Here is an 18,688-nt window from a genome sequence, read left to right on the forward strand (position 1 = left end):
ATTATTTTCTTCAACGTATACGCAACGGCTTTACCCACCTTTTACATTCCTTGCCATTCCGAATCATTCGTTATTGACATCTTTCTATACTATATTATTGATTGTAATGAATATACTTTTTTTCTTTCGAACTCTCACATATGTACGAAATTCCTTTAGTATAAAGGTCTATATATTCAGCGTAAACAGTGTTGGGACGTGGTTCATCATAATGATTTATAATCACCAACTTACCTGCGTCAAGAAAGTGTTGTGCTCCATCATGATGCCACCAGTCTTTTTCTTTTCGATAGGATTCGTAGAGTACACCGTCAAAATTATCCGCTTCAACAACATGATTTTTTGCCATACATTTCAGTCCTTTGGTATGTGCATACTCACAAAGCTCCTGGTAATACGCAATCCCCTGCGATTTTGTCACTTCTATGCCGTATTTGCTTTTAAGATCTTCATCAAAAAACCAGTCCATGTTATCAAACTCGACCCAATCGCAACCCCAATCGGCTAATTGATCAATTCTCCTCTTCATAACCTGAAGAATTCCTGTAGTAGTTTTCTTTACAAAAAACTCTCCCTCCCATTCTTTCCATTGTGTGGTTACCAGAAATGGTACCAGATCCGGGAAATCATTTCTCCAACTTTCTCCTGTACCTATACTAATGTAGCCTCCTACTTCATTATTATTCGCCTGAATGGAAGGAATTTTCTCTGCAACTCCCGGCATAAACGGATCCACAAGGACATATGCATTTTTCGCTTCCCTGACTATATCTTCTATAGTATCCGGATCATGATTTTCACTATATGCCTGATTGTATACCGGTTTTGCCTGACTATTTCCCGTTGGTTTTATAGCACTGTCTTTCTTACAGGCTCCGAACAAAAAACCTAAGATAAAGACAGAAACAACAGACCGATTTAATCTTCTCAAAGCGGATCTTCTTTTTCGTCTTGTAAGTACTGTCATATCGGATGATTTTTAGTAAACCTAACGCTCGAAAATATAATTTGGTACAAATAATTCAACGTATTTAACTCTACATTTCACTTCTTATACCTGTCATTCAACCCGATTCCTTCAAAAATTTGTTGTTTGCATTTTTCAATCCGGTTGCTTCTTGTTACAGATTGCTTAGGTTGCGAAAAATAAATTGTATACCCTCTTTGCCTCCCAGGAGTTAACGCATAAAAAGCTTTTTTAAATCCCCGATCATTCTCGAAAGCCTGCACTAACTCTTCAGGAAATGCTTCCTTTTCCTTGCTATACAGTACTTTCTTTCCACTTTCTTCGATAGTTATCGCTTCCAGTATATATGCTTTCAGCGTTTTTTCCAAAGTTTGAATACTACTCAACGAGGTAAACCTAATTACCCGGGCTGCTTGTATTGTCTCCTGCTGCACAAGGACATTCTGGTTATCCGACAGTAAAGCACCTTTAAAAAAACCAATAGTAGCAGACTCTTTTAATGCACTGACTGAAACTATATTTTTCCCTTTATTGGTATACACAGGTACTCCCCATTTTACTTCTTCTTTCAGACCTGTTTCTAAAATAATTTGTCGGAGCGTTTCTAATTCTTCTCGCCAGTTATTTACTTTACATTGTGGTGTTGCTCCATATTTGCAACGCATACAACCATTCACAATGGTAATCATCTACCTGTGGATTCAATTCTATTTTTCCGGATTGTTCTTTCACTTTCTATTTCCGAATGAGTGGTCGGATCAAGTGTTCTAATCCATTAATCTTTATTTCCAGCATTTCTTCCAACATACTTCCTATGGTTCCTTTGGGAAAGCCGTTTTGCCGAAACCAAACAAGATAGGGTTCAGGTAGATCCACCAAAAAATGCCCCTGGTATTTTCCAAAGGGCATTTTTGTATTAGCTAATTTTATCAGATGCTCTTTCTGCATACTAATCTTTCATTAGTTTTTTATAACGCATACGTGTCGGTCCGGTGTCTCCCAATCGTTTTTTCTTGTTCTCTTCGTACTCCGAGTAAGATCCTTCGAACCAATATACCTGTGAGTCGCCTTCAAAAGCTAAGATATGTGTACAGATACGATCCAGGAACCAACGGTCGTGAGAAATAACCACAGCACAACCGGCAAAATTCATGATCCCTTCTTCCAAAGCACGTAATGTATTCACATCAATATCATTGGTAGGCTCATCCAGTAACAATACGTTTGCTTCTGTCATCATTGTCATCGCAAGATGAAGACGATTTCGTTCCCCTCCTGATAACACACCGACCTTTTTGCTTTGATCACCTCCTACAAAACCAAATTTCGAAATGTAAGCTCTCGCATTGATTTTTTGGTTACCAATTTCAACAAACTCTACCCCATTTGAAACCACGTCAATTACGGACTTTTCCGGATCAAGATCTTTATGATTCTGGTCTACGTATCCGATTTTGACTGTATCCCCTACTTCAAAGTTTCCTGAATCAGGCTGTAGCTCCCCCATTATCATTTTAAAAATTGTGGTTTTACCGGCACCGTTAGGTCCTACAACTCCTACAATTCCAGCCGGTGGCAGCTTAAAATTCAAATCATCATACAACAATTTATCTCCAAAAGACTTGGCTACATGAATGGCATCAATTACGTTCGTTCCCAAACGTGGACCATTTGGAATCGGAATTTCAAGAGTCAACTCTTTTTCCTTCATCTCTTCGGACATCATCTTGTCATAATTTGCCAGACGCGCTTTGTTTTTTGCGTGACGTCCTTTCGGGTTCATTCGCACCCACTCCAACTCTCGCTCCAACATTTTCTGGCGTTTCGAAGCCTGTTTTTCTTCCTGTTGGAGTCGTTTTGATTTCTGATCCAACCACGAAGAATAGTTTCCTTTCCATGGAATACCTTCTCCTCTGTCCAACTCAAGAATCCAACCGGCAACATTATCCAGGAAGTAACGGTCGTGCGTAATTGCAATTACTGTTCCTTTATATTGTTGTAAATGTTGCTCCAACCAGTGAATTGATTCCGCGTCCAGGTGGTTAGTCGGCTCATCTAACAAAAGAATATCCGGGTTTTGAATCAATAAACGACATAAAGCGATACGTCGCTTTTCTCCTCCCGATAAGTGCTCAACAATCTGATCATCGGGAGGGCAACGTAGAGCATCCATAGCACGCTCCAGTTTTGTATCCAATTCCCACGCATCAAGTGCATCAATTTTATCCTGTACCTGTCCCTGACGGGCAATTAACTTATCCATTTTATCAGGATCATTCAATACCTCTTCGTCCATAAAGGCATTGTTTATCTCTTCGTATTCTTTCAAAACATCAACTGTTTCCTGCGCTCCTTCCATCACAACTTCTTTAACCGTTTTGGAGGGATCCAGTTCAGGCTCCTGAGGTAAGTAGCCTACAGAATAACCTTCTACAATTGACACATCTCCCTGATATGCGGTATCAAGACCTGCTATAATCTTTAATACGGTAGATTTACCCGATCCGTTCAAACCGATAATACCGATTTTCGCTCCATAAAAAAATGAAAGAGAAATATCTTTAATAATCTGCTTGCCCATTGGTGTCGTCTTTGACACACGGTGCATTGAAAAAATGATCTTCTTGTCGTCTGACATAGTCTAAATGATTTAAGCTTCAAATGTACAAAATACACCTGATATTTATAAAAAAGTCCCCGTGCCAAAACACGAGGACTCTATCTTTACAATTACTTATTAACTTATGCTTTTCCCTTAGCAGCTTCAGCTTTAATCAAGTTCAATGCAGAACCTGCTTTGAACCACTCGATCTGCTGCTCGTTGTAGGTATGATTCAAAGAAACCACATCTTTAGAACCGTCCGCATGAACAAACTCCACCGAAAGTGCTTTTCCTGGAGCAAACTGGTCAAGATCAAGGAAGTTAATTACATCATCTTCCTGTACTTTATCGTAATCTGCTTCATTTACAAAAGTAAGCCCTAACATACCTTGTTTTTTAAGGTTGGTTTCGTGAATACGTGCAAATGACTTAACAATTACTGCTCGTACTCCCAAATGACGTGGCTCCATTGCTGCGTGCTCACGGGAAGAACCTTCTCCGTAGTTGTGATCTCCAACTACAACCGAAGGAATACCTGCTGCTTTGTAGGCGCGCTGTGTAGCCGGAACTTCTCCGTATGAACCAGTCAACTGGTTTTTCACTTTATTGGTTTCTCCGTTGAATGCATTCACTGCACCAATCAACATATTGTTAGAGATATTATCAAGGTGTCCACGGTAACGCAACCATGGACCAGCCATAGAAATGTGATCCGTTGTACATTTACCTTGTGCTTTAATCAACAACTTGGCTCCTGTAATGTTTTTACCGTCCCATGCCGGGAAACTTTCAAGAAGTTGAAGACGTTCTGAATCCGGTTTCACTACTACTTCCACACCAGATCCATCTTCTGCAGGCGCCTGATATCCCGGGTCATCTACATCAAATCCTTTAGGAGGAAGCTCCCATCCAGTAGGAGGATTCAATTTAACCTGCTCCCCTTTATCATTTGTCAATGTATCCGTGATCGGATTGAACCCTAAGTCTCCGGAGATAGCCAAAGCAGCTACCATTTCAGGAGAAGTAACAAAAGCATGTGTATTCGGGTTACCGTCCGCACGTTTTGCAAAGTTACGGTTGAAAGAATGAACGATTGTATTCACTTCTCCTTTGTCCGCTCCTTCTCTGTCCCACTGACCAATACATGGTCCACAGGCATTTGTAAATATTTTTGTACCTAGCTGCTCGAAGACCCCTATAAATCCGTCACGTTCGATTGTAAAACGAACCTGCTCCGATCCCGGGTTGATACCGAATTCAGCTTTTGGTTTCAAGCCGTTATCCAATGCTTGCTGAGCAATAGATGCAGCACGCGAAATATCTTCGTAAGATGAGTTGGTACATGAACCAATCAATCCCCATTCTACTTTCATTGGCCATCCGTTAGCTTCTGCCTCTTTTCTCATCTGAGAAACAGGTGTTGCACGATCCGGAGTAAATGGTCCGTTCACGTGTGGCTCCAAAGTAGAAAGATCGATTTCGATCAACTGATCAAAATATTTTTCAGGGTTTGCATAAACTTCGTCATCCCCCGTAAGGTGATCTGCAATTTTATCTGCTAACTCAACCACTTCTTTACGTCCTGTAGCCTCAAGATAACGACGCATAGAATCGTCATAACCAAAAGTAGATGTTGTAGCACCGATTTCCGCACCCATGTTACAGATTGTTCCTTTACCGGTTGCTGAAAGCGATTTAGCACCTTCACCGAAGTACTCTACGATACATCCTGTACCACCTTTTACAGTAAGGATACCTGCCACTTTAAGAATCACGTCTTTAGGTGCCGTCCAGCCGTTCAATTTACCAGTTAATTTAACACCAATAAGTTTTGGGAACTTTAATTCCCAAGGCATACCTGCCATAACGTCTACCGCGTCAGCACCACCAACACCGATAGCCACCATTCCAAGTCCACCCGCATTTACCGTGTGAGAATCGGTACCAATCATCATTCCTCCCGGGAAAGCGTAGTTTTCAAGTACAACCTGATGGATAATACCCGCTCCCGGTTTCCAGAAACCAATTCCATATTTGTTGGATACTGATGCCAGAAAGTTGAATACTTCATTGTTTTTATTCAAGGAGTCCTGTAAATCTTTATCAGCACCCAGTTTTGCTAAAATCAAGTGATCCGCATGAACTGTTGACGGAACCGCAGCCTTCTTTTTACCAGCCTGCATAAATTGAAGCAAGGCCATTTGTGCAGTAGCATCCTGCATCGCAACGCGATCCGGAGCAAAATCAACATAAGAACCACCACGAGTGTACTCTTCTGAAGCAGTTCCATCCCAAAGGTGAGCATAAAGAATCTTTTCCGACAAAGTCATCGGTTTACCAAGCACCTTACGCGCAGCTTCGATACGCTCCGGATAACGCTCGTAAACCTTTTTGATCATATCCAAATCAAATACCATAATTACAGCGGGTTTTCTTTTAAATTTAACTTATTAAACATGTGGATTGCGAAAATAAGAATTTGTCACCCCATTTAAAAATAAATGCTAAAAAAACATTACTATTTAGACTGATTAAAGAGACAGCCAAAAATTTAAGGTAAAAAATTAAGAATAGCTTGGGTAGGCACATCAACGAAACGTCCAGCAATCAAATTTTCTTACCGCCTGACTTACAAAGTAATTACACAGAAAAATAGAACGTCCCTTCCGGTGTGATTTGTTGTTCTACCAACCCCCAACAAATAAAAAGAACCAAAAGATCATCTACCTCTCTTTTCTTTAATGAACTATCTCGATACAAAGATGATAATGTAGACTTTTCTTTTGAAGCTATCAGCCTTAAAAAATCAAGCTGTGGTTGTGACATTTCTTCCGGTCTCGTAACGGTGGTTTTTTGCTTTTTCCACACCCTGACAAGGATCTTATTTGCCAGCAAGGTATTATCACCAACCCGCACATACGTTACCCACTTTCCTTCTTCATCAGGAGATTTATGAGGTTTTTCCTCCGAGGGCTCAACAAATACCAGTAAAACGAACTTATGACCTTCCTGCCATACTTCAGTTGTAAAAGGAACTTTAGGAGTACAATACATATCAGCAGCTGCATCAATAATATGAATCTCTTCCGAAGGATCAACCCCCGCAATTTTGCCGTTATCTTTCACACCAATAAGTAACCTACCTCCCTCTGAGTTAGCAAAAGCACTCATCGTTCTTGCAATTTTTCTCGCATCATCTACTCTGAATTTAAAATCCTGCCGCTGATGCTCTCCTTCTGCTATAAATTCTTGTAGTGTCATTATTCATTCCAAAGTTTCCAGGCCCGTAATGCCTGTTCCCGAAGCATTGTTTCTCCGTTCAAAACGACCGCTCCATTAGCCTTTGATTTTCTTAGAAAAATAGTTTCTTTTGGATTGTATATCAAATCAATAACAAGGTGGTCTGAATGTATTACTTCAAATGGAATATTCAGTACTGTATCTTCTTTCGGAAACATCCCAACCGGAGTACAGTTCACCAAAACTCCACAGTGACGGATCATCAATTCATTGACATCTTCCAGGCGAAACTCTCCTTCACGTGGTGACCTTGCAGCAACCAGAACTTCGAGACCAATCTGTTCAAGTACATACTTTACAGCTTTTGCTGCTCCACCATTACCAAACAAAAGTGCTTTGTGATGTGTATTCAGCAAAAAAGGCTTTATCATCTGGTGGAAGCCAAACGCATCTGTATTGGCTCCAATCGTTTTTCCATCTCGAAACAGAACTGTGTTAACAGCACCAATTGTCGCCGCTTCATCCGTTAGCTCATCCAAAAACGGAATAATAGCTTCCTTATATGGAATTGTCACATTCAATCCTTTCAAATTCTCTTCCAACAATACAGACTGAATCTCATCAATATTGCTCAACTCATAATTTAAGTAAACTGATTTAATATTCTCATTTTTAAATTTTTCAGAAAAAAAATTAACAGAAAAAGAATGTCCCAGCTTTCTTCCGATCAAACCGTATTTAGTCATCTTTCAACGAGAAGTTTAGTTTAATTTACTTTTTGTTTTCGGGAAGCAAATCGCTCAAGGAGAATAATAATTGCCATTCCCGCCAAACCTAAAAGAACTGCTCCTACCAATTGCGAATCTCCCGAAAAATTATCAGGACTTACATTGCGTTGCAACCACTCTTCTCTTCCATCTGAATGAATCGTAAGAGGAGTACTTCCTACATTCTCTTTCCACGGCCAAATCTTATTCAATGATCCTAACAAAAAACCTGTCAAAACAGCAAGTGTAACCGTTTTAAACCTACTAAAAAGGAATTTAAGAACACGGGAAAAACTGAGGATTCCTACTACACATCCGGCTCCGAAGATAGTAATCAACTTCAGGTCCCGATCATGAATAGCTTCTATAACCGCATGATAGGATCCCATCAATAACAAAATGAACGACCCTGAAATTCCAGGTAAAATCATTGCACAGATAGCTATTGCTCCACTTAAAAAGAAGTACCAGTTTGCCTGTACATCAGCTGTTGTCTCGATGGTTGTAATCCAATATGCTGCTCCGGCTCCAAGCAAAAAACCTACGATAACCTCTGGTCTTCTGGACTGAATTTGCTTGCCTACCAACCAGGTACTGGCTAATACCAAACCAAAAAAGAAACTCCAGATTAATACTTCATGATTTTCCAAGAGAAATTTGATCAGTTTTGCCAATGTTAAAACCGAAATAAATATCCCCGTCAATAAAGCCAGCAAAAAGTCTCCATGAATATACTTCCACGCAGCACCTATTCCTTCTTTTCTTAGTTTACGTAACGCCTCTAAATTAACATTACTAATCGCTGTCAGCAACTCTTCATAAATCCCTGATATAAACGCTATCGTACCTCCGGAAACCCCTGGAACAACATCTGCTGCTCCCATAGCAGCTCCTTTCAGTGTAAGAAAAAAATAGTCAAGAAATGACCTCATGGACTTTGTTTTAGAACTATTGATAATAGCTTGTGAATTACGCAAAAATAGAAAAATAATCAAAGGCTGTCCTGAAAATATCGAACACAAAAAAGCCGGCGAAAATTTCGCCGGCCCGTCTCTCTTTCCCCGAATCAGTTCAGGTGAACACAGACTGATTGGTTATGGGATGACTTTTTTACTTCAACCGACTTAGAAAAAGCTAAAATCAAATCTAATGAAGCACGTTTTGGACCTTCTTTCAACTCCTGGCCCTTTGGAGCAATTGAATTTGTAAATACTTTTTGCATAGGCTCACAATTTTACATTTTGTTAATCGGTACTATTATAACGGGATTCAAGCTGTATTATTTTATGGGTATAAAAAAATTTTAGCCTTCCTCCTTTTGTAGCAAAAATCACACATCTTACGAGAGAATATTGCTAAATTTGTAGGTTTCAACGAGAATATACTTACAAATATGAGCGAAATAGAAAAAACATCTTGTTTAATTATAGGTTCGGGTCCTGCGGGATATACAGCGGCTATCTACGCAGCAAGAGCCAGTATGCAACCAATATTGTACGAAGGACTTCAACCCGGAGGGCAATTAACGACGACCAATGAGGTTGAAAACTTCCCAGGATATCCCGAGGGAGTGACGGGTCCGGACATGATGATCCAGTTAAAACAACAGGCCGAACGTTTTGACACAATTGTTCGACCAGGTTTTATTACCAAAGTTGACTTTTCAGGATCTGTTCACAAAGCCTGGACGGACGATAACAAAGAAATTCACGCTGATACGATTATAATTGCAACCGGAGCGTCCGCTAAATATCTGGGACTTCCTTCCGAGCAGAAATTTCTGCAAAGCGGAGGTGGTGTATCAGCCTGTGCGGTATGTGACGGATTCTTCTACAGAGGTCAGGAGACTGTTATTGTAGGAGCCGGTGACTCTGCCTGTGAGGAAGCTCATTATTTATCAAAGCTTTGTACAAAAGTTACCATGTTGGTCAGACGTGACGAGTTCCGTGCTTCAAAAATCATGGCAGACCGCGTGAAGAATACACCAAATATTGAAATCCTTTTCAATACCGAGACAGTAGAAGTTTTAGGAGACGATGTTGTAACTGGTGTTCGTGTAAAAAATAACGTTACAGGAGAAGAGCAGGATATCCCGGCTACCGGATTCTTTGTTGCGATTGGTCACAAACCCAACACAGATATCTTCAAAGATTACATTAATTTGGATGAAACCGGGTATATTAAGTATCAAGAACCCGGAACAAGCAAAACAAATGTAGCCGGAGTATTTGTTGCAGGAGATGCTGCCGATAAAAACTATCGTCAGGCTATTACAGCAGCAGGAACCGGATGTATGGCTGCACTAGACGCAGAACGTTATCTGGCTTCGAAAGAACACTAATGATACAGTTAAAAATAAAAAAAACGCTGCTCAGATAGAGCAGCGTTTTTTTATGCTATATAAGTCTTTTAGGATGTTCTACGCTCTCCTTTACGCAAAGTAAATACAGATATTTCCGGTCGCATCCCTACTCTTCCGGGAAAACCAAGAAAACCAAATCCTCTGTTCACATAAAGATAGCTTTCATCTTCATCATATAACCCCAACCATCTCTTATAACGATACTTTATAGGACTCCACTTCCACCCCGGTATATCTACTCCAAACTGAGCTCCGTGGGTATGACCACTTAACGTTAACCCGATTTTCTCAGGGTGTTGTCTGACTTTTTCCCAGTGATCAGGATCGTGCGACAAGAGAATTTTGAAACAATCTGCAGGTACACCTTCCATAGCTTTATCTAAGTCTCCATATTGCGGAAAAGGAGGATTTCCCCAGTTTTCAACCCCTATCAATGCCAGTTTGCTTCCCTCTTTTTCGATAACCCGATGTTGATTTCGCAACAAGTCAAAACCGGCCTCCTTTTGGTAATCAAATAACTTTTGCAAGTTCTCTATACGATCGGTTTCACTATCCCACGAGATATAGTGTCCATAATCATGGTTGCCAAGAATACTGAATTTACCATACTTCGCATGTAATCGCTTCCACATATATACAAAAGGCTCTAATTCTTCAGAACGATTGTTTACAGCATCTCCTGTAAAAACAATCACATCTCCTTCTTCCTTTTGCAATAATTCCAGCCCTCTGGCTACTTCAGAAGGATGATCAAATGTTCCGGCATGAAAATCCGTAAACTGGATTACTTTAAAACCATCAAAAGCTTCCGGAAGGTCTTTAAAATAAAGGTCCATCCGATTTGTCATGTAGTGATATTTTCCTCGTGTGATCCCCCATAATGTTCCTGCCAGAGGAACAGAAGCAACAGCCAAAGACAGATTCCTTACAAACGTACGCCTCCCGGCCAACTCTGTATGTCCTCTCGAAGAGAATTGTTCCCCAACGTACAATGCCACACGTACGACATCTTCTACAAAAAACACGGTAACCATTAAAATCTTAGCGATGACAATACCAAATGTCAGACCGACAATAAAATTCAATGAATAAATGGCATTATGCCCTCCTTCTCCGGCTCTTTTAAACACAAAATAGAAAGATGTCAGTAATATCAGACTGGAAAGTGGAATCAGCCAACGATACCATCCCATGTAAAGTGTTTTCTTCAATGACCACCATAAATAGGCATCCAAAACAAATAAAAGCAGTATCACAAATACAATAAAACCTAAACTCCTCATAAAAATTGATATACTGAATTTTGCAGAGGTTCAAATTTACTCTATTTTTGGTTTAAATCCACAAATATGAGATATTATCATTTGGTTCTTGTTTTGTTTTTTTCAACTCAGGTATTTGCTCAATCTAAAATAGACGAAACCCTCTCCAACCATATTCTACATACTCAGAATCAATATATACGGATTCGGATTGAATTCACCAAAAAATTTGATTCCCGTAGTTTTCATGCTCAGAAAAAACAGGAGAAAAAAGGAATATCGGACCGCGTTCCTGAACTAATCACAGAACTTCAGGCAATCGCCCGACAGGAACAACGAAACGTACGGGATTTTTTCGTGCAACATCCACAGGAAATAAATAATATTCAAACTTTCTGGATTATCAATGCTATTATTTGTGAGATACGTCCCGAGCTACTTCCCGAGCTGGAACAATTTGATGAGATCGCCTCTATACATCTGGAAAACAATCATTTTATCTGGCACGAGAAACCGCTTATTCAGCCGGCTACCGAAAAGATGGAAAACGGAGTTGAACCCGGTGTACTAGCTTGCAACGTACGCCCTCTTTGGGATATGGGCTATACCGGACGAGGAAGACAGGTATTCATTTACGACACAGGAGTATGGCCGGGACATCCTTCTTTCGCAGATCGTTATCTCGGAAACTTCAGAGCTGAATCGGCAACCTGGCACGGACAATTCGCTGATGTACCTAATGGGCAAAGAAGCAGCCATGGAACGCATGTGCTGGGAACTGTTGCCGGCTTGGAACGAGCAACAAACGACACCATTGGAATTGCTTTCAACGCCTATTGGATGGCAAATGACCATATCGGAACTACCGTCGAAAGTCTTCCTACACTTGCAGATATGATGTCTTCTTTTGAATGGGCACTAAACCCCGACGGAGATATCTCAACCTCACATGATGTTCCGGATGTAATCAATAACAGTTGGAGATGGTACGACGGAGCAGATCAGGAGCAATGTGAAGGAGTTGTTGTTGACCTTATGAATGCCATTGAAGCAGCTGGAATTGCCAATGTTTTCGCCGGAGGGAATTTCGGACCTTCTAATACAACCGTTTCTGCCCCTCAACGAATTAATACGTCAGAGGTAAATACTTTTTCAGTAGGTTCTGTAAATGCGAATTTAAGTTATCCATTTCCTATTTCTGATTTTTCAAGTCGCGGGCCTAAACAGTGTCCGGGAACAGGTTCTCTGATTATTCATCCTGAAGTAGTTGCCCCAGGACAAAATGTAAGAAGTGCGTACAATCAAAATGAATATGCGTATTTATCCGGAACTTCCATGGCTACTCCGCATGTTTCGGGAGTAATCTTACTCTTAAAGGAAGCTTTTCCCGATGTTAGCGGAGAGGAAATCTTGTGGGCATTATACCTAACTGCTATTGATTTGGGTATCCCGGGTGAAGACAATACTTATGGTATGGGGTTGATTGATGCACATGCTGCTTTTCTCCACCTTGCACAAAATCATACACCAACAGATCCATTGGCAGCATTTCATGATTTGAACCTTAAAACTGTCTCCACTTATGAAAATACGGATGTACTCTGTCAATCAACACTACAACCCTATGTAGTCGTTGAAAACTCCGGAACCACTGTTCTTTCAGAATTCAGTATTTTTTATTCTTTAAACGAAGCAACAGAACAATTTATAAACTGGACAGGCATACTTAATCCCGGAGAAACCGTTCAAATAGATATCCCCACACTCACGAGTAATCAAACAGGAACAAATGAGTTAATTATTCGTGCAGAATTGGGTAATGGAACGGAGGAATATGATTTCATTAACAATACCCGTTTTTACCGGTTTAATATTCGCCCGACAAAAGACATCCCTTTTCTCGATGGTTTTGAGCACGGGTTCGGTGCGGGAGACTGGATAGTTGCGAATCCTGATGGAAGCAGAACCTGGTCGACAGTTGAGGTTCCCAACAAAACCTGGGGAACGCAATCTGCCTGGATAAATGGTTATCAATACGGTCCGAATGCCAACCAACGCGACGAACTCATTTCTCCCCTCATTTCCTTTCCTTCTCAAAGTGATTCTCTGTTTCTGGAATTTGATTACAGTTACCTGAGACGATCTTCCACCTCTCATGTACAGGACACATTATATATTCTTCTTGCTGAAGGTTGTTCTTCCGCACATTTCGATACGCTCTCTTTCTTAACCGGACTTGACCTTGCTTATGATGCTACTATTTTCTGGGACAACGTCCCGGAAGCAAACCAATGGAGAACGGGAAAATATCCCCTCACTGGAGTAAACGGACAGGACCTATCTGTTGTTTTCCAAAATATTAACCGATCAGGAAACAATACCTACATAGATAATGTCTCTGTTTACGAAAAAGGACACGCTCCTCTCCTGCTTACAGAAAACGTACTTGAAAAACTCTACATCTACCCCAATCCCAGTAAAGGAGAGTTTACTGTAGAAGTATCTTCAGAAGCTTCTGAGGCTCGTTTTTCTCTTTCTATAATTGATAATCAGGGTAAAACCATCTATTCACAAGACACTGTGAACAAAGCTGTTAAAATCAATTTGGATCATATCCCAAAAGGATTGTATCTTGTGCATATTAAAACAACATTGAATAATTATATTGAAAAGATCGTTATTCAATAAATAACCGTATTAAACTGTAGCTATGAACTCGAAAATTTATCTCGTTCCTCACGACTTTTCAGCAGTCGCCCACGCAGCTGTCAGGCACGCCCTTCTGCTTGCCAAGGTTGCAAAAGCAGAATTATTAATTCTGCACTTGGTGGATGACAAATCCAAAGTGAAAGCCGCTCAGAACAAAATGATGGATTACGTGGATTCTCTTGATTTAACGGGATACGATACGAAAATCACTCCCCTTGTTACTACGGGTTCTATTTTTGAAGATATTAACCGCATTGCTGAAAAACACAACTGTAGTAAGGTTATTATGGGTACACATGGAGCCAAAGGGCTTCAAAAAGTATTCGGTTCCAATGCTATTAAGGTTATTCGAAGTACCAACCTTCCCTTTTATATCGTTCAGGACTCTACACCTCCTGAAAAGATCGAAAACATTGTTGTTCCTATTGATACAACGAAAGAGAGTATTCAGATTATTTCTTTTGCAGCAGATATTGCCTATCTGTTCAACGCAAGAGTACACGTTATTGCTGAAAATCAACGGGATGAAATCTTGTCTCGTCAAATGAAAAACAGAATTAAACTGGTTGAGGATAAGTTTGAAAACCTTGGAGTGAATGCTTCTATTCACATGTTCGATACTTCAGGGAGTTACTCTTCAAAAATTCTGAAATACGCTGATGAGATCAATGCTGATCTTATAGCTGTTGCTTATCACACGGAAAGCCTTATTCCCGCTTTGGATAGCTTCCACCAGGGACTTCTCACTAATAAGTATAAAATTCCGGTGCTTATTATTCAATCCAAAGAGGTTACTTCGATGTATTTTTAACGCATTTACCTCAGAAAGCCATGCTATTACGACTTTCTGAGGTGAAATTTTGTTTTGTAAAGAATCACAAAACGCACTTAATAAAATTCAATGCTGACTAAACTTAAACTAGCTTTTCAGGGAATTTTCTAATTACTAAAAACCATAGTTAAAGTAGCAGGTACAGTCTCTAAACTATCTGTATGAAAGACACCATCAAAGCGTAGAGTAAGTGTGATTCGTTTGTTTATATCATCTTGGTCACCTGGATGAAAATCGTGTATTTCTACATCTTGAATACTAACATGTCCAGTGTGACTCGTGTATGCCATACCACCAGTTAAGTATGATTGGATACCAACACGATTCGAATTTGGGTCAACTCCCCCTGTTACCGCACTATCAACAAGCGTAAAATCTTCATTAATCAGGCAGGAACCTCCTACTAATACTCCATTTGTTAGTGAGTCATTTATATAAAATGACAAGACATAGTTATCAAAATCCATATGTGATTGTGCTAATCCATATAGGTATGGTACAGAGCCTTGCTCTAAAGTATCTCCATTATGAGAAACAAGCGAATAGTAATGATTTTCTCTAGGTTGAGGTACATCTTCAGTATAGACACAACTTCCATCATCTACTGTTGCTTCGGCATCATAATTTAAAGCCGAAGAGTCCATACACCCTTCTCTGTTACAAGAAATTAATAACGCTCCTGATAATACTACTAGTAAAAGTCTGCTTTTTTTTACGCTTTTCATAGCTATTTGTTTTTAATTGATTTCATAGTCAATGGTATTAGGACAACCATTATTCAACAAAAATCAAAAGAAAACACTTGTAACAACAGAGGGGAATCCCTGTTTTTTTTAGACAAAAGGATGGAATAAATGAAGATCAGGAAACAGCTCCTTTTGCCGCCAGATAGGCTGTTGTCCAGGCTGCCTGAAAATTAAACCCACCGGTTATACCATCGATATCCAGAATTTCACCTGCAAAATGTAATCCCGGAATGATCTTACTCTCCATATTACTCACGTTCACATGCGATAAGTCAACTCCACCGGCAGTAACAAACTCTTCTTTGAAGGTAGTTTTCCCGGAAACAGGATACTCATCATTCATCAACCCGTTTACCAATCGGTTGAATTCTTTTTTATTCAGTTCTTTCCAGGCTTTTTCTTTATTGACTTGAAATTTATCCAGAAGAAAACTCCAAAGTCGCTGTGTCAAACCAAAAACACCAAATTTATCCAGTTTTTTATTCGCATTTTGCGCTGCACAATGTCTCAATTCGGTTCGGATCTCTTCTTCATTTTTAATTCCGGTCCAATTCACGGTTACTTTAAATTCGTAACCAACTTCCTCCAACACTCTTGCTCCCCAGGCTGATAGTACAAGAATAGCCGGACCACTCATACCCCAGTGAGTAATTAATAAGGGACCTTCTGCTGTCAATTTAGTTCCCGGAATTTTAGTTATTGCATGTTTCACAACACTTCCCTGCAACTCTGTTATCGGATTTCCAGGCATATTAAAGGTAAAGAGAGAAGGAACCGGATCAATCACCGGCTGATTGAGTTCTTCCAACCACAATAGATGGCTCTTTTTGGGAGCCCCTCCGGTACAAATAATCACTTTATCGAAAAACAGGCTTGCATTTTCTGCTATCAGCGCAAAACCACCGTTGGAAACCTGTTCTATTTTCTCCATTCTGAAGTTCTTCTTTACTTCAATATTCAAGCGGGCACACTCATTAAGAAAGCAATCTATGATCGACTGGGAATCCTGTGATACCGGAAAAATACAACCATCTTCCTGAGCAATCAATGGAACACCTCTTTCTTCAAAAAAACGAATCGTATCTGTCGTAGAAAAATCCCGGAATGCTTTCTTCAGTTGTCGTTCTCCACGAGGATATTTGGCAGCCAGTTTTACAGGGTCTGACTCCACATTCGTTACATTACACCTGCCCCCTCCTGAAATTTTAACTTTTGCTAAAACTTTTGAAGTTTTCTCCAAGATTGTGACATCCGTTTCCGGGTTCAGTAACTTACACTGTATTGCAGCGAAAAAACCTGCTGCACCTCCTCCTATAATTCCAATTTTGCGCATAAAAAAGTCCGCCTAATAGACGGACTCAAAACTACAAAAAGTATCACTTACAATAACGGAATCTCTATTGTAATATCAACTTGAGAATCTTCTCGTTTCTTTTTCTCCATAATTCCGTAATCTGCCGAATTAATTGAGGAAGTAAAAATCAACTTTCCTTCTTTCACGGACATTTTAAATAATTCCTCCCTTGGTGTATCTTTAATCGTTAATTTACCTCTAACCGTATAGTTTTCCCCTTCCTTTTTCACTTCAGCTGCACGGAATCGAATCTCAGGAAATTTCTCTGCATGAAAAAAATCAGAAGAAGCAAGATGCTTATCCCGCATTTTATTTCCGGTATTGATTGTACCTGCTTTTACACTTCCTGATATTTCTGCAGAAGAAGGAGTTGACGGGTCAAATTTTATGATTCCTTCAAAACCACTTACTGTACCATCCACTTTATCTCCATGAAAATAGAAAGCAACTTTAGCCTGAGAGGCGTCAATTTTTAATTGTTGTCCATAACCTGCTCCTATCAACAGAACAGTTGCAATCAATGATAGTATTTGTCTCATTCTTTTCTTTTTGAACAATATACAACAAATTTCAATCCAAAAAAAAGCGGATTCATTACCGAACCCGCTTTTTTAACATATACTACGTAATTAGTTTTTCAACGCATCCATTCTTTTCTTGTATTCAAGTGCTTTGGCACTATCTCCAAGTTTTCTGTACAATTGGAAAAGCGTATTCATTACATCCACATTCTGAGGATTTAACTCTAATGATCTTTCAAGATGCGGAATTGCTTTCTTATAATTATCTTCCGATTCTTTTTTCAATCCTTCATAATCAGGATCACCCAACTTCATTTTAGAAGCTTCTTCAAATTGAGCAGCTGCCAAGTTAACGTAGTGTGCTCCCAACGAGTATACTGCATCTTCATACTTAGGGTCAATCTGAATCGCTTTCTCGAATGATTTTACTGCTTCTTCATTTTTCCCTAACTGATCATACACGGTACCAATTGCAAAATACAATTGTTTGTTTTCCGGATCTTTTGCAATCGCATCGTTCAAACTTTTCTCAGCTACTTCATTATCTCCGGAGCTAAGGGCAATATTCACCATTTGGATGATCAGATCCTGATCGTTCGGGAATTTCTCGCGGGCAGTTTTTACATAAGCCAAAGCTTCTTCGTTTTTACCCTGCTCACGCAATGCGTTAGATGCTAAAGTATATGATCCAGGTACATTATACCCCACTTGAGCCGCTTTATCATAATATTCGAAAGCTTTATCGAAATTTTTACTTCGATCAGCAGCCAAAGCCATATTATAAATAGCCAACGAGTCCGTTTGTCCGATTACATCCATCATTACAACAGATGTTTCGAACAATTCCATTGCCTGTTCAAATTTTTGCTCCTGGAATTGTTTCACTCCTTCACGAATAGACTGCTCACGCACCATAAAAGCCATTGTTTTGATATCATCGCGATAACGTCCTTTCGAATCCAATTCGTACGATTTTTTAAATGCATCAATACCTTTTTGCGCATTTTCTTCTGTCGCCAGTTCTTTCAATTCTGCGTCCTCACTCATCAATCCCAACATGGAAAGTCCAAGGTATATTTTACCTTTATAGAAAAGAGTTTTTACACTTTCTTTTGTATCCGGATGTTCCGCAGCTTCATCAATCCAATTTTTAGCTGAAAGAAGTGATTTCTTTGCTCCATCCATATCCTGGGACATCAAAGCCTTTTCATACGATTGATAATCCATAGCAGCATTGGTCTCGTTTTTCTTCTGAGAAAATGCGCCTGTTGTAATCATAACGGCCGTCAAAAACACGGCTGAATATTTAACTATTTTCATAATTCA

16 protein-coding genes are annotated in these 18,688 nt (G+C 39.8%); 3 read left to right on the forward strand and 13 right to left on the reverse strand.

From position 1 onward, the window contains the following. Positions 1–94: 94 nt before the first annotated feature. The 8 genes from AC4PL9_RS04120 to AC4PL9_RS04155 all read right to left on the reverse strand — a co-directional run bounded on the left by AC4PL9_RS04120 (position 95) and on the right by AC4PL9_RS04155 (position 8,508). A complete protein-coding gene (locus AC4PL9_RS04120) occupies positions 95–967 on the reverse strand; it encodes an endo alpha-1,4 polygalactosaminidase (RefSeq protein WP_491603509.1) in 873 nt (290 codons plus the stop codon). Between the two features lie 77 nt (positions 968–1,044). Further along, positions 1,045–1,656, reverse strand: a complete 612-nt coding sequence (locus AC4PL9_RS04125; RefSeq protein WP_491603510.1) for a YdeI/OmpD-associated family protein — start codon at positions 1,654–1,656, stop codon at positions 1,045–1,047. A 46-nt stretch (positions 1,657–1,702) separates the two neighbouring features. Beyond that, complete coding sequence (locus AC4PL9_RS04130; protein WP_343786735.1) at positions 1,703–1,915, reverse strand: DUF3820 family protein; 213 nt, start codon at positions 1,913–1,915, stop codon at positions 1,703–1,705. Between the two features lies 1 nt (position 1,916). Next, positions 1,917–3,605 carry an energy-dependent translational throttle protein EttA gene (gene ettA, locus AC4PL9_RS04135; protein WP_491603511.1) on the reverse strand — a complete coding sequence of 563 codons (1,689 nt, stop codon included), beginning with the start codon at positions 3,603–3,605 and terminating at the stop codon, positions 1,917–1,919. Positions 3,606–3,709: 104 nt separating this feature from the next. After that, on the reverse strand, positions 3,710–5,986 hold the full coding sequence (locus AC4PL9_RS04140) for an aconitate hydratase (RefSeq protein WP_491603512.1): 2,277 nt from the start codon (positions 5,984–5,986) through the stop codon (positions 3,710–3,712). A 223-nt stretch (positions 5,987–6,209) separates the two neighbouring features. Next, positions 6,210–6,830 carry an AlbA family DNA-binding domain-containing protein gene (locus AC4PL9_RS04145; RefSeq protein ID WP_491603513.1) on the reverse strand — a complete coding sequence of 207 codons (621 nt, stop codon included), beginning with the start codon at positions 6,828–6,830 and terminating at the stop codon, positions 6,210–6,212. Continuing rightward, positions 6,830–7,555, reverse strand: coding sequence for a shikimate dehydrogenase family protein (locus AC4PL9_RS04150; RefSeq protein WP_491603514.1), 726 nt, complete (start codon positions 7,553–7,555; stop codon positions 6,830–6,832). The genes AC4PL9_RS04145 and AC4PL9_RS04150 overlap by 1 nt, the downstream gene beginning before the upstream one ends. Before the next feature lie 20 nt (positions 7,556–7,575). Further along, a complete protein-coding gene (locus AC4PL9_RS04155; protein WP_491603515.1) occupies positions 7,576–8,508 on the reverse strand; it encodes a DUF368 domain-containing protein in 933 nt (310 codons plus the stop codon). A gap of 461 nt (positions 8,509–8,969) precedes the next feature. Here AC4PL9_RS04155 and trxB point away from each other — a divergent pair, with 461 nt between their 5' ends. After that, positions 8,970–9,917, forward strand: a complete 948-nt coding sequence (gene trxB / locus AC4PL9_RS04160; RefSeq protein ID WP_491603516.1) for a thioredoxin-disulfide reductase — start codon at positions 8,970–8,972, stop codon at positions 9,915–9,917. A 68-nt stretch (positions 9,918–9,985) separates the two neighbouring features. Here the strand turns inward: trxB and AC4PL9_RS04165 are convergent, their stop codons facing one another. Continuing rightward, on the reverse strand, positions 9,986–11,221 hold the full coding sequence (locus tag AC4PL9_RS04165) for a metallophosphoesterase (RefSeq protein WP_491603517.1): 1,236 nt from the start codon (positions 11,219–11,221) through the stop codon (positions 9,986–9,988). Between the two features lie 66 nt (positions 11,222–11,287). Between AC4PL9_RS04165 and AC4PL9_RS04170 the strand changes: the two genes are divergently transcribed. Together AC4PL9_RS04170 and AC4PL9_RS04175 are read left to right on the forward strand one after the other, a co-directional pair. Then, positions 11,288–13,888 (forward strand): S8 family serine peptidase, encoded by a 2,601-nt coding sequence (locus tag AC4PL9_RS04170; protein ID WP_491603518.1) that lies wholly within the window; start codon positions 11,288–11,290, stop codon positions 13,886–13,888. A gap of 22 nt (positions 13,889–13,910) precedes the next feature. Continuing rightward, a complete protein-coding gene (locus AC4PL9_RS04175; protein ID WP_491603519.1) occupies positions 13,911–14,720 on the forward strand; it encodes a universal stress protein in 810 nt (269 codons plus the stop codon). Between the two features lie 128 nt (positions 14,721–14,848). Here AC4PL9_RS04175 and AC4PL9_RS04180 read toward each other — a convergent pair whose 3' ends face one another. The 4 genes from AC4PL9_RS04180 to AC4PL9_RS04195 all read right to left on the reverse strand — a co-directional run bounded on the left by AC4PL9_RS04180 (position 14,849) and on the right by AC4PL9_RS04195 (position 18,682). Beyond that, positions 14,849–15,466 carry a hypothetical protein gene (locus tag AC4PL9_RS04180; protein ID WP_491603520.1) on the reverse strand — a complete coding sequence of 206 codons (618 nt, stop codon included), beginning with the start codon at positions 15,464–15,466 and terminating at the stop codon, positions 14,849–14,851. Positions 15,467–15,602: 136 nt separating this feature from the next. After that, entirely contained in the window at positions 15,603–16,820 is a 1,218-nt protein-coding gene (locus AC4PL9_RS04185) for a BaiN/RdsA family NAD(P)/FAD-dependent oxidoreductase (RefSeq protein WP_491603521.1), read from the reverse strand. A gap of 47 nt (positions 16,821–16,867) precedes the next feature. Further along, positions 16,868–17,380 carry a YceI family protein gene (locus AC4PL9_RS04190; protein ID WP_491603522.1) on the reverse strand — a complete coding sequence of 171 codons (513 nt, stop codon included), beginning with the start codon at positions 17,378–17,380 and terminating at the stop codon, positions 16,868–16,870. A 90-nt stretch (positions 17,381–17,470) separates the two neighbouring features. Next, positions 17,471–18,682, reverse strand: a complete 1,212-nt coding sequence (locus AC4PL9_RS04195; RefSeq protein ID WP_491603523.1) for a tetratricopeptide repeat protein — start codon at positions 18,680–18,682, stop codon at positions 17,471–17,473. Between the last annotated feature and the right edge of the window lie 6 nt (positions 18,683–18,688).

The organism is Wandonia sp. (assembly GCF_984588085.1).